This is a genomic window from Chamaesiphon polymorphus CCALA 037 (genome assembly GCF_003003845.1).
GTDB classification, from domain to species: domain Bacteria; phylum Cyanobacteriota; class Cyanobacteriia; order Cyanobacteriales; family Chamaesiphonaceae; genus Chamaesiphon; species Chamaesiphon polymorphus.
In genome coordinates this window covers 1-12,713 of sequence record NZ_PVWO01000128.1, presented here as the reverse complement: position 1 = coordinate 12,713, position 12,713 = coordinate 1, and the positions used below count along the sequence as shown (strand labels likewise).

9 protein-coding genes and 1 tRNA gene are annotated in these 12,713 nt (G+C 44.2%); 7 read left to right on the top strand and 3 right to left on the bottom strand.

Annotated features, from left to right (window positions below; all coding sequences use genetic code 11):
- The 3 genes from C7B77_RS12040 to C7B77_RS12030 all read left to right on the top strand — a co-directional run.
- Positions 1-3,105 (top strand): tubulin-like doman-containing protein (locus C7B77_RS12040; protein ID WP_181243829.1); only part of this gene is annotated, 3,105 nt, incomplete at its 5' end.
- 127 nt (positions 3,106-3,232) lie between these two features.
- Complete coding sequence (locus tag C7B77_RS12035; RefSeq protein WP_106304655.1) at positions 3,233-5,218, top strand: YhgE/Pip domain-containing protein; 1,986 nt, start codon at positions 3,233-3,235, stop codon at positions 5,216-5,218.
- A gap of 49 nt (positions 5,219-5,267) precedes the next feature.
- The gene (locus C7B77_RS12030; RefSeq protein WP_106304652.1) at positions 5,268-5,930 is read left to right on the top strand and encodes an OmpA/MotB family protein; all 663 of its coding nucleotides are present in this window, start codon (positions 5,268-5,270) and stop codon (positions 5,928-5,930) included.
- Positions 5,931-5,993: 63 nt separating this feature from the next.
- Here C7B77_RS12030 and C7B77_RS12025 read toward each other — a convergent pair.
- Positions 5,994-6,066 (bottom strand) — tRNA-His (locus tag C7B77_RS12025).
- A 73-nt stretch (positions 6,067-6,139) separates the two neighbouring features.
- On the opposite strand from C7B77_RS12025, the gene C7B77_RS12020 reads away from it, so the two are divergent.
- From C7B77_RS12020 to deoC, 4 genes are all read left to right on the top strand, one after another.
- The gene (locus tag C7B77_RS12020; protein ID WP_146138286.1) at positions 6,140-6,517 is read left to right on the top strand and encodes a DUF4359 domain-containing protein; all 378 of its coding nucleotides are present in this window, start codon (positions 6,140-6,142) and stop codon (positions 6,515-6,517) included.
- 108 nt (positions 6,518-6,625) lie between these two features.
- A complete protein-coding gene (locus C7B77_RS12015; RefSeq protein WP_106304646.1) occupies positions 6,626-7,570 on the top strand; it encodes a TIGR04168 family protein in 945 nt (314 codons plus the stop codon).
- A gap of 369 nt (positions 7,571-7,939) precedes the next feature.
- The gene (locus C7B77_RS12010; protein WP_106304643.1) at positions 7,940-8,575 is read left to right on the top strand and encodes an HAS-barrel domain-containing protein; all 636 of its coding nucleotides are present in this window, start codon (positions 7,940-7,942) and stop codon (positions 8,573-8,575) included.
- A 160-nt stretch (positions 8,576-8,735) separates the two neighbouring features.
- Positions 8,736-9,422 carry a deoxyribose-phosphate aldolase gene (gene deoC / locus C7B77_RS12000; protein WP_106304640.1) on the top strand — a complete coding sequence of 229 codons (687 nt, stop codon included), beginning with the start codon at positions 8,736-8,738 and terminating at the stop codon, positions 9,420-9,422.
- Between the two features lie 143 nt (positions 9,423-9,565).
- On the opposite strand, the gene C7B77_RS11995 is transcribed toward deoC, so the two are convergent.
- Together C7B77_RS11995 and C7B77_RS11990 are read right to left on the bottom strand one after the other, a co-directional pair.
- The gene (locus tag C7B77_RS11995) at positions 9,566-11,107 is read right to left on the bottom strand and encodes a hypothetical protein (protein ID WP_106304638.1); all 1,542 of its coding nucleotides are present in this window, start codon (positions 11,105-11,107) and stop codon (positions 9,566-9,568) included.
- A complete protein-coding gene (locus tag C7B77_RS11990; protein WP_106304635.1) occupies positions 11,104-12,609 on the bottom strand; it encodes a DUF3492 domain-containing protein in 1,506 nt (501 codons plus the stop codon). The genes C7B77_RS11995 and C7B77_RS11990 overlap by 4 nt, the downstream gene beginning before the upstream one ends.
- Positions 12,610-12,713: the final 104 nt, after the last annotated feature.

The following is a 12,713-nucleotide window of genomic DNA, read 5'->3' as shown; positions in this document are numbered from 1 at the left end:
ATCATCGATCGACATGGTAGGCTAGATGCGTTGCCAGTGGTGAGTTTCGTCCATATCGATGCGGATAAGGGGGCGAGTGATATTTCGGGTTTGAGTACGGGGAATAGTTATCGGGGTGAAAATATTTTATTTACGCCCGCCGAGCGTGTCATTGCGACGATGACTAGTCAGGAAATCGACCAGCTTTTGGGTGGATTGGAGCAGCAAGGTGAATTCGATCGCAAAAGTCCCTACGACCATATTAAGTCCTGGTTGCCACCGCAATTGATTCGGAATGTAAAGGCGATCGAAGATGGTGCTGGTGGGATTCGTCCGGTGGGGCGGCTATCTTTCTTTCATAATTATCGCCAGATTAAAGCCGCGATCGAGACTGCTGAAAATCGCACCAGAGGTCACGAGCAGGCGATGCTAGGGCGGGGATTTAGCGTCGAGCGTGGTTTGAATATTTTTGTAGTTGGCTCGCTCTGTGGCGGCACTGGTAGCGGGATGTTTTTGGATGTGGCGTATGCGCTCCGCAAGGCTTATGGAGATATTGAGAATAAATTAGTCGGCTACTGGATAATTAGTCCCGAACTCTATGGCGATACGCCGAGCATGAATGCCAATGTCTACGCCGCACTCAAGGAGTTAAATCACTATGCGGCTAGTAATACCCGGTTTGAAGCTTGTTATGACCCCCAGCAGCTAGCTAATATCAGTGAAGATCGTCCGCCGTTTGATTTTACTTATATCCTCTCCAATCGCACGGCGACAGATTATCGAGTTCTGGATAAAAATAAGCTTTGTAATATCGTCGCTCACAAAATTTTCCTCGACTTTGGCGATGAGTTGACTTCGGTAATTAAGAGCCAAAAAGATAATTTTCGGGATAAACTTACCCGTTTAGACAGTCATCCTCGGCGGAATATTCAGCGATATCTGACATTTGGATTGGCGAAAATCTATTCGCCTCAAGATCGGATTGGGAAAATGGCACTGACGAAAGTCAGTCAGCGGTTGGTAAAATTTTGGCTCAAGGGAATCGGGCAAAGTCCAGATCCGGGGTTATTATTAAATCGCTTTTTATCGAAGTGGGGTGACTCGGATCTGGAACGTGCATTCCCGTATCGGTTGCAAGGGATGGTGCAAGATAATGGCAAAACATTCGCCCAAGCTCTGAAGGCTTGGGGGATAAAAATCGAACAAGAAATTGCACTGATACAAAAACCGGACGATCGAGCGCAACTCTTGCTACAATTACGCAGTGAAACTCGCGCCCAATTTCGGAAAGTTCAGCCGGGAGAAAGCGATGATATTCGCGGTGCATGGTTGACTCGCATTCAAAAAACACAACCTCAACTTACCAATTCGATCGTTAATGAGATCGGGCAATTCTTTGGCGAACTTTTAACGCCATCGCACCCAGAATTTTCGCTCAATAGTGCGCGGGGTTGGCTCGAAGCGATCTTGACGCAGATTAATGAGTATCAACGTGGGTTAGAAGATTACATTCAAACTAAAAATGGTTTAGCTACTGCCGAAGATCTCGATAATCAGTGGCGAAGTGCCGAGCGGCGACTGCAAGATGTTGAGGAAAAGAAAGGATTTTTAGGAGTATTAGATAATAACAAACAGAAGAATAAAGACTTTCAGGTAGAAGCAACTCAGATCGTAACGAATACGAAGAAGTTAATTCAGGAAAACTTCGATTATCAACTCCATAAATCAGCCTTAGTTATTACGACAGAAGTATCGAGCTTTATTCGATCGCTAATTCAACAAGCTGGTACGCTCTCTCAATTATTAACATCTGTCGAACGCAACTTTGAAAAGTGTGCCGAAGATTTAGAACGTCTCAATACCGACGGCATCACAGGGGAAGCATTATTCTCGCCGGAGGATGCGAATACTTGCTATTTAGATTTCTTACCAGAACAAAATGAGAAGGCTATTCTTATCGATATTAGCGGTCAAATCCTCACCGATAAATTTATCTTTATCGATAAGTCATTGCTATACTTCTTGGTGCAAGTTACCGATGAAGAAAAGGCAGCAGCTAGCTCGATTCGCTATCTAGTTCGATCGCCAGATATAGACGATCGATTGTTAGGTACTAATATTACAGCTACGATCGATAAAATCTTTGGCACTCAAGCAATCGGATCGTTACAGCCAGTAATGGCGAGATTTCTCCAGAAATATCCGCTGGCTTCTGGCAATGCCGAACGGCGAATGCGGCAAATTATTAGCGAAGCCCAACCCTTACTACCATTATTAGTTAGAGACGGACACTTTTATGAAGATGGTGGTAATAAGTCAGAAATAATTGCCTTCACGCGCACCGACGATCGATCGAGTCAACAATTACAAGAATTACTAACCAGAAATGTCGGCATTTCCGAATCGACGATTAAATCCATCCAAAATAATAGCGAGATCGTCATCGTCAATGAGTATGCCGCTTTCCCGCTACGGTTGATCCAAGGGATCGATCGAATGCGCGAACATTACGATCGCGAATACTCCCAAAATCGATCGCGAATTCATAACGATTATCGGCAAACATTCTCAGAAATTATTCCGCCGGAGGCACGGCGGATGGAAGAGATGCAAGATGCTTTTTATGCGTGCTTGGCTTTTGGCATATTAACACCACAAGATAATTGTTATCTCTATGAAATTGAGGATGAATATGGCATTAGTAAAAACTATATTCAACTAAGTTTGGTGTGGAGCGAAGCTTTAGAACAAATCTCTAAAGCTGTTGGCGTTGCCAATAGTCTCAACGCTCGTCGCAAAGAGATTATTACTGAAATTCAAGCAGATCCCAGTCAGTGGCACGATCTCTATTTACCGCGACTCAAAACCTTTATTCAGTATGTAGTCGCGCTGCCCAGGGAGCACCCCAACTACCCCGAAATTGGCATTGTCTGGGGCGAAGAGATGACGATCGATCGAGCGGCTACCGAGGGCATTTTGAAGCGGTTGTGGGGCTATTTGGATAAGTTAGCTAAAACCAATCCGGTTAATTATAGTAAAACGCTCCAGGCTCAACGTCCAGCAACTCACGATCGGGAACCTTCGCAGGGGGAAATCGATGCTGATATTATCGATCCTCGTGGTTAAGAAATGCTGCTAGTCCCTTTAAAAGGCTGTATGCGACGTTGGTTAAAGACTCCGCTCTGGTTGTAGCGATCGTGTTTTTTAAAAACCATCTCAGCTAAACATCTACCATTAACCCGCTCGATAACACATGCAATTATTTACATTAATCCCACTAGAAACTCAACTAGCCATCTTAGTTTCAGTCATCTTACCTGCGATCGCGGTATTCTATTTACGGATTAGTCTTTACCAAAGACTTCAAGAACTAAATAAGAAGATCTCCCGCTTACTAATTAGCGGTGAAGCAGAAGGCATTCAACCGGAGATTGTCAAGCGACTGCGAAGTCGCTATCAGCAGGCAAGTCAAAAATTAGAACAGGTGAATACGATCGCTTTAATCGATAGTGTTTACCAGGATGAAACAATTGCTTATGGTAAGTTTGAAATTGAATACGATCGGCTAGATAGCATTACCAAAGTATTGCCTAATTTATTAATTGCGTTTGGATTGATCGGTACTTTCTTCGGAATTACTAATAACTTAACTAATATCTCAGCGATCGTTACTGGCTTTAGTCAAAGTAATCCCGATATTGGCAGGCTAGTTCAAGGATTGCAATCGCCATTACAAGATATGGGGGTCGCTTTTTCGACTAGTTTATTTGGACTAGTATTTGGCTCGCTCTTAAGTATAACTAATACTGCTTGCAATACTAATATTGCCAAATCCAAATTGATGGCTGGACTCGAAGATTATCTCGATAATATCTACAAACCAACTATCGAAGGTAATACAAGGCTAGATCTAGCGATCGATCGCATGGTAAGGCAACAGCAAGAGTTTCTTACCAGATTTCATGAAAATGTTGGTGCCGCATTAGAAATATCTTTTGGTAAAGCTGCCAGTCAAATTGCCGAAGAGTGTAGCCGCATCAATAAAATTGCCGAAAATGTGTATACAAATTTCTCGAATGCAGCGGGGACGATCTCGACAGGTGCTACCACCTTTCAACAAGCAGCCACATCGCTCGAACTTCAGACTAAAACTCTCGCCGAATCGCTGAATGGATTTAAAAGTGGTGCAGACACATTTAAATTAGCTGCTAACCAAATCGAGCATAATAATATCGTCCAAAATCTCGATCGAGTATTAGCCGAACTCCATACCAATCAACAAGCTTTTGCTAATTCCACTCAAACTCTCCAAACATCCCTCGTCGGCATCGGAGCTAGCAACCAAGTCGCCGCCCAACTAGCACAACAAGTTTACCAAACTTGGCAAACTTCTACTAGCCAAATTGCCACAGCATCTGAAACTCTCGGTGCAGGTGCTGCCATATTTCAGAAATCGGCTACCGCACTGGAAACGCAAACACAGACTTTTTTAGATGCCATTCCCCAGCTCCAATCTGGAATCGAAAGCTTTGCTACAGCAGCAAATAAAGTCAAGACAAATAATATCATCAAACATCTCAATAGTTTAGTCGAAAATCTCGCCGTTACCCAATCAGCATTTACTAGTTCGACTCAAACTTTAACCGCTAGTGTCGCCGAAATTACCAGCAGGAATCAACAAGCAAATGAAATTGCCGATCGAGTTTATCAAGGTTTAGAAAAGACAACAGAAAGCATCCAATCGGGCGCAAATACCTTCGTTAATGCCGCTCAAATTGTTCGCGATAGTTCGATGGCGATCGAGCTATCTAATGCTGCCGATAAGTGGCAAAATACCCAGACTGAGTTTGCAAATTCGACAGCAGTCTTCAGTCAAGCATCACAAAATATTCAGCCGATTGTTACTAAATTAGAACCAGCAATTGCCTCGATCGATCGAGCTGTCAATACAATCGATCGCTTTGGTTCGGAAGTAGTCAATCTCAGTCAAAATACCGCCCAAGTTTCGGAATCGACTCAAACCGCCCTTGCTGGATTCGATCGCAATTATCAAAAAGTATTGCATAGCACCGACCTATCCATCCAAGAAATTAATATTATCAATCGCGCCAACTGGCAATCGCTGATAGATCTCTTAGAGCCAAAAATTCAAACAGACAAAGAGTCTTTGCGAAAATTACTAGCAGTAATTGACAAACTGGATACAATTGTATCAAATATCGGTATCGACAAAGTATAGCGACAGTAATTTTTTCGGGACTAATTCAAAACGATCGACCTAAAATAATATGTCTAGAAGAACGGCAAGAGCTACCAAAGAAGAGGAATTAAATATCTTTCAAGCATTTACCGATCTGATGTCCAATGCTTTTATGATTATTAGCTTTTTATTGCTGATTAGTTTATTGCAGTCGATATCGATCGCTAAAAAACTCGAATCCGCATCCCCAATTATCATCGACGAAAAGTCTGGCAACTTCAAATTTCCATCGGGGAGTGCCGAATTAACACCCGAACTGCAAAAATACATCCAGAATACTATTTTACCCGAAATCAAAAAAGCTACAGCCAAAGGTGATATCGACTTTATCCAAATTATCGGTCACACCGATAGTCAGGGAGTTAGTAATGCTAGTAACCTAGATCGGAAACTCACTTCAGCCGCTACTGGAGCCGCACCAATTAATGCTTTAAAAGCTGGCTCTAATACCGATTTAGGACTGCTGAGGGCAGTTGCCGTCGTCCAGTTTTTAACTACCAAGGGATTGAATAAAGTTAAGTTTAGAGCTTATTCTGCGGGTCAACTATACATGCCATCGGGCGAACTCGCTAAGATCGATCGAGGTGCAAATGACGCCAGACGCCGGATTGAAATCCGATTTATTCCCTACGGACAGTCGTTCCAACGCGGATCTTCTGACTCTCGATCGATCGATACAGCCAGATTGTAGATTGAGCCAGAAAATTGAAAAACCCCCAAACAAATTTGGAGGTTTTCATGTGGTATTTATAAGGGCGAACGACGGGATTCGAACCCGCGAGTGGAGGTACCACAAACCTCTGCCATAACCACTAGGCGACGCTCGCCATGCCATAGCCGTAAAACTCACTATAACATAGCTTCCGTAAATTAGTCTAGTGCTGCTGTAGAATAATTTTAGTGAGTGAGTCGATTGTGAATATGGCACGGTGGCAAATAGCATTACTAGGTATTTTTGCATTATGCGGACTGGCATTGACCAATCCCGATCGAGCGGCGTATGAAACCTATGCGGTCGAGCAAATTGGCAATCTGGCTAGAGACCAATGCGATCGCGATCCGGGTGGATTGGGAGTTCTGGTTCAGGGGCCTTGTCGGGTGGCTGTTGCCGCATATTTGCCGCAACTTCGTCCGCTGCTATCTGCAACTACGTCTCGTCAGAATTTGTTCTTATTTAGTATTTATCGATCCGATATCTCCGTTCCATCTGTCAACTTCAATACTCGGATCGAATCGATCGGGATCTTCAATCGCTTCTTTACTTACAAAGCTCCCTAGTAGATTTTGGGCAGATTTGGGATTGAAATCTTACCCATCTACTCATCTACCCATCCACCCATCAGCCCCTATAATGATGAAGGCGCAAGTTAAGTGCTCATCATAACCATGCTGGAGAATTCTCCCAAACCGATTAGAATTGCGATCGTTGGTGACGTTCACGACCAATGGGAAGAAGCCGATGCGATCGCGCTTCAACATTTAGGTGTAGATTTAGTATTATTCGTCGGTGACTTTGGTAACGAAGCCGTCGAACTAGTCGGGCGGTTGGCAGCTCTAGACCTGCCTAAAGCCGCGATTTTTGGCAATCACGATGCTTGGTATACTGCTAGCGATTGGGGTCGCAGCAAACGTCCTTACGATCCGAAGGTCGAAGATCGCGTGCAGCAGCAAATCGACTTGCTGGGGGCGAGTTCGGTCGGTTATGGCAAGTTGGATTTTCCCCAATTCAATCTCTCAGTGGTGGGGAGTCGTCCCTTTAGTTGGGGTGGTACCGAATGGAAATATAGCGATTTTTATCAAGACAGATATGGCATTGCTAGTTTTGAGGCATCGACCCAGCGGATTGTCGAGATGGGGATGAATGCGACTTGCGAACATTTGATTATCATCGGTCACAACGGGCCGACTGGACTAGGCGAAGATCCGGAATCGATCTGCGGTAAAGATTGGGGCGAACCTATCGGTGGCGATTATGGCGATCCAGATTTAGCCGCTGCCATCGCGCGCCTCCAGGAGCAAGGTAAATCGATTCCGCTGGTGACATTCGGGCATATGCACCACAAGCTCAGACACACCAAAGAACGCCTGCGCCAGCCGATTGTCGTTCGCCCCGATACGGTTTATCTCAATGCAGCACGTTGTCCGCGCATTCTCTCGACGATCGAACGTACCGTCCGTAACTTTTCGTTAGTTACCATGGTGGATGGTAGAGTCACTCAAGCTGGTTTGGTTTGGATGACAGAAGATTTTCAGGTGGGTTTGGAAGAAGTATATTGGACGAATGCTGCTGACGATCGACACGCATCAGCCCCGACATCGAATGTCCGGTAAGGATAGTTTCGATCGAGGTAGAGGGCAACGATGCTTGGCGTAGGAAATAATAATTAGGCGTTGCTGGATTCAAGTATGAAAAGCTAGAGATAGAAGCGGGGAGCGGGGAGCGGGGAGCGAAAAGTGCGGTCTTGGGCTTTGCCCTGTCTTGTCGCACACAAACGGGAGGTTCCCTCCCGTTCGATGCGCCGCAAGTAGAGCACCTTTTCAAGACAGCGGGGGAAAGAAATACAAAAACAGAAAATCATACCTTAAATCAGCAACGCCAATAATTAAAGTAAGATCTAGTCTCATCGCCATTTATAGTATAAAACCGATGCAATCGCTTCTCTAGATTCCGCATATCCATCTAGCCCCTATCCTCTAGCCGTGCGTTTACCATTACCTCAGTTTAATATCGGTGCCAAAAATCCCCAGCACATCGCTGAGGTAATCGAGACATCTACCTGCGAATTTTTGGCTCAATGTCTAGAACCAGAAGACCTCAAGCTCGCAATTATGCCCACTTTTGGCAGTATCGTCAAAGCAGCCGATGAGGAAACGGGCAATCAAATCCTCGCGGTGGTTTATCATGCTACCACAGCCCCGATCGATTCTGTCCATCGCGCCCGTGCATTGGGGATGTCTCTAGACGAATTGCGCGAAGAGCAACCTCAGATCTTTGCCATGCTCAAAACCGAATTTAAAGCCGCGATTATCGGCTTTGAGGACGATAAGGGGCAAATGTATCAATACTTACCGCCCCGCCCGCCTCAAATCCACCAGGGGGTGTATCAGTGCGAAAAAGAAGAGATTATTCGCTTCAGCGAACAGTTGGAATTTTTGCGGACATTATTACAGGTACAAGGCGCGCCAGTCGAAGCTCTCACCGCTGCCACCATTCGCGAAATTCATCAATTACGATCGCGAGATCGATCGTGGTTAGTCACAGCCGGACGCACTGTCAGCCTCATTCTCAAGGATGATTATGACAGATTGCGGTATGTATTGTCTCAAATCCGGTAAATTAGTTGGGAGTTGGGAGTTGGGAGTTGGGAGTCGATCGTGGAACTGCGTTCCAATCTAGCTTTTCTCTCAACCTCTAACTTCCCTCTCTCCCAACCCCTAACTTCCTCTCTCCCAACTCCCAACTCCCAACTCCCAACTCCCAACTCCCAACTCCCCAATGCCAATCGAAGAATCCAAAAACATCGACATCACCCCATATATCGATCATTCCTTGCTCGGTAATGCGGCGACTCCAGCTATGGTAGAACAGTGGTGTCAAGAAGCAGATCGATTTGGATTTGCGGCTGTGTGCGTCAATCCTTGCTACGTGCGGCAAGTTACCAGCTTATTACATGGCAAAAAACCGCAAATTTGTACTGTCATTGGTTTTCCCACAGGTGCCACGACGACAGCTACCAAGCTGTATGAAGCTCAGGAAGCAGCAGAAAATGGTGCCCAAGAGTTGGATGTTGTCATTAATATCGGCTGGTTGAAGGCGGGGAAAGCAGACGACGTACACCGCGAAATTGGGGAAATCTGCGAATCTACAGGACTAGCGGTAAAGGCAATCCTCGAAATGTCGTTGCTGACACCCCCAGAGCGAGAACTTGCCGCCCAAATATGTATGGAAGCAGGCGCACGGATGCTCAAAACGGGTACGGGTTGGGCTGGAGACGTGACGGTAGAAGATGTCCGCGTTCTCAAGGATCTCACCAAGAACCAAATCGGCATCAAAGCCGCTGGCGGCATTCGCACTCACGCCCAAGCCGTCGAACTCATCCTCGCCGGAGCCACCAGACTCGGCACCTCGTGGAGCATAGATCTCTTAAAACAACGCGAACGAGAGTCTAAAGCCGGAAGTTAAAAGTGTTAAAAGTGGATGGGTGGATGGGTGGATGGGTGGATGAGTGGATGGGTGGATGAGTGGATGGGTAATGGGTAATGGGTAATGGGTAATAGTTTAGAGAACAAGTTCTCTCAACTATCCACTATCCACTATCCACTAATTTAATATCCACTATAAAAATAACAATACTCAGGTCGCTCGATCGCATTGAGGATCTTTTTACTGGAAGTAATAGCAAAAAAAATTGCTCCGATTACCAATCCGATCGCGGCGAGATATACTCCGAACAAACTACTAAGTAAATAACCGATAATAAAGTCTATAACTGTGGCTGTTGCCAATATTCCTAGAATGTCATACAGTCGATCGAGACTGAGTAAAATCACAGTATTAAATAAACCGATCGCGAATAATAAATATCCCAAACAGGCAAAAATTGTTAAAGCATTATCTATTTGACTGCGCTGCAAAATCGACAGTAATATAATCACTATCGACATTAACAAGCCAAAGTATAATAAAACATGGCTTAATAGAGACCAATACTTTTTTTGTAATTGCCAGGATAAACTATCGACCTGTATCAAAGTCATATTTTTAGCTCGATCGTACCAAAATACAACCATTTTATAGCTACAATACTCTACAAAGGGAACTATGAGTAGTAGATTGAGTAATGCTAAATCCATACTATTTTGGTACTCTAGATTGTTGCCTGCGATCGATCTAAAATGGCCAGCAACAGCAATATTAGCTACCAATCGATCGGCGAAGATAAATCCAAAATAAACAATTCCATAGAAAAAGTAGGGAATCAATAAATAAATAAGAACACTCAATCGTGGTAATTGAACTGTTTGCCCAAACTTTGGTTTCATCGATCGATACTCGATCTGGTTATATACAAATAATACGGTTAAAGAGACAAACGCGATCGATATCATTGCTATTTGCGATTCTAGCGCACTTAACTTAAAGAAAAATCGAAATACAAAAAAGCAACAAGTAACGCCAATTAAAATAATTGGTGCTGCAAATCGATTTTGGAGTCCAATAATCGCAAATAGCATCCAAATCGTACTGAGAATTAGGTAATAAATTCCCGCAACGATCGTATATCGATCGGCAGCAATCCCCTGGTAAAAGCTAAACAGCACTCCAAACGAGCCAAGTAAAATAGTTGTAAAAATTCCCATCGATAGAATCGAAGTACAGATCCGGTTAGCTTGTACGCGAGCTTTGAGTCCGATGTAAAATAAACCTCTACGGCTAATCATCTGTACGAAACCGCCGCTGGTAATTAGGCTAGCCATCGTCACAAATCCAAACAATGAATTGAGTTCTGGCGGTAAAAAGTCAGATTGCTTATCTACTGGCAAATAGTTTAGTATCAATAAAATGACAAAGGGAACTGTATAGATAAAGCTGTGAAAGAATTGAGTGAAAAATATATTTAGCTCATCTTTAAGTGTGGGTTGAATTTTCTCAGTTTGAGTGGCTATTTCAACAAAAGGAAATTGATCTCGCTGGGCATAGATAAATTGACCGAGAACGAGAGCATTAGGACAGCCAAAATCACTTTCTATCGTTTTATCTGTATATCCCAAAGCTTCGACGATCGCGACTATTTCCCAAGGATCGCAAACATTAGGATAATTAGTGTAAATTGAATTAATCAAGTTTTGGAGACGATGGCTGGTCATAATTTACTATTCAGCTTCAATTCTCGGATGCGAGATTGGCGAATTAATTGCAGATAGGTATCGAGGTATGTTTGCACGCATTTCGATCGGGTAAATAATTCGATCGCTCGCTGTCGAGATTTTACACCCATTTGTTTTCGCTGCTGATGCGTTAAACTCAGCAACTTGACAATCGCATTAGCCAACTCGATCGGTCGATCGGCTGGTACTAATAAGCCAGTATCTTCCAAGGCTTCGGGAACGCCACCGACATCGGTAGAAACGATCGCGCAGGCGCAAAACATTGCCTCAATAACTGCATATGGAAAGCCTTCAGAAACACTAGACATTGCCACAACATCAGCCTCGCTATAAACCCGCCATGGTTCGCTGGTAAAACCAGCAAAATTAACAATTTTTTCTAATCCATATTCTCGAACTTTTTGCTGACAGCGAGCGAAGTAATCTAAGTCTGTGGGTTTACCATAAAGCCTAAATTCGACATCGGGAAATGTCTCGCGGACAATTGCCGCAGCTTCAATTAAAGTTAGTTGTCCTTTAAGCGCGAAAATCAGTCCCATATTCAAGACGACGGGTCGATCGTTGGGTGGATAGTTTTGAGGTGTAAATTTATCTGGATCGGCACCATTATAAACAACTTTTATTTTCTCGGGAGGTACATCCCACCACTGCTCCCAGCGGGTGTTATAGGTACAGACTGGCAAGATAAGATCCGCGAAATGATAGTTTAATTTCACTACAGCACTGGCGAGATAATGCAAAAAGCGACGCACGAAAACAGATGGAATCGAAGTGCGGAGATTGAGATATTGCTCGCGAATATTAATACCGTGTTCGGTGAGTAGATAGGGAATCCGATATTCAAGCTTGCCAATTATGCCTGGTAAACCACAGTAGCTAGCTGCTGAAGAGTGAATTAAATCGACGGCGGGAATTGGAACGTGCAAGGGGATTAGTAACCGATAAAGCAGCTTGAGCGTTTCGGCAATCTCCCCAAGTGTAATGAGATCGGGTTTAACTTGCGATTGCCAAGCTGTGGCAACTAGTTTTTGAAAACATTCCCACACCTCGATCGACGTCATTGTTTTATGATAGTCATAGCGCAGAAAATATTTATGAATTGCGACAAACGTCTGACCGAGCGTATCGATATCCATCAAATCTGGCAACAAAATTCCCTTTAAAAGTTGCTCGAATAGAGGGATAAATCTTTGGTTAATTATCGTCCCAGTGGTGGCAATTTTGCTCTTTAAGGCACGAGAAAATGGAAATCGCCACCCATATTCGATCGGGTCTTCCATCCCCCACAGCGGCACCTTGAGGACTTGAGTGACATTGGCTGAGAGTTGATATTGCTGCGGTAGATAAGGATTTGCGACGATCGCCAGCAGCTTGAAATCTACTTCTGGCATATTGTGGGTTAATTCATGACACCAAGTACTCACACCCCCACCCAAAAATGGATAGGTACCCTCGGTTGTCAGCAGAATGCAAGGCTTCATCTAGGGGGTGGATGGGTGGATGAGTAGATGAGTGGATGAGTAGATGAGTGGATGGGTAATGGGTAATGGGTAATGGGTAATGGGTAATGGGTAAATCTTTATTT

Excerpts from the sequence above, each read along its gene's own strand:
- C7B77_RS11990 (WP_106304635.1), bottom strand. The coding sequence starts at position 12,609 with ATGAAGCCTTGCATTCTGCTGACAACCGAGGGTACCTATCCATTTTTG.
- C7B77_RS12035 (WP_106304655.1), top strand. The coding sequence starts at position 3,233 with ATGCAATTATTTACATTAATCCCACTAGAAACTCAACTAGCCATCTTA.
- deoC (WP_106304640.1), top strand. The coding sequence starts at position 8,736 with ATGCCAATCGAAGAATCCAAAAACATCGACATCACCCCATATATCGAT.
- C7B77_RS11995 (WP_106304638.1), bottom strand. The coding sequence starts at position 11,107 with ATGACCAGCCATCGTCTCCAAAACTTGATTAATTCAATTTACACTAAT.
- C7B77_RS12015 (WP_106304646.1), top strand. The coding sequence starts at position 6,626 with ATGCTGGAGAATTCTCCCAAACCGATTAGAATTGCGATCGTTGGTGAC.
- C7B77_RS12030 (WP_106304652.1), top strand. The coding sequence starts at position 5,268 with ATGTCTAGAAGAACGGCAAGAGCTACCAAAGAAGAGGAATTAAATATC.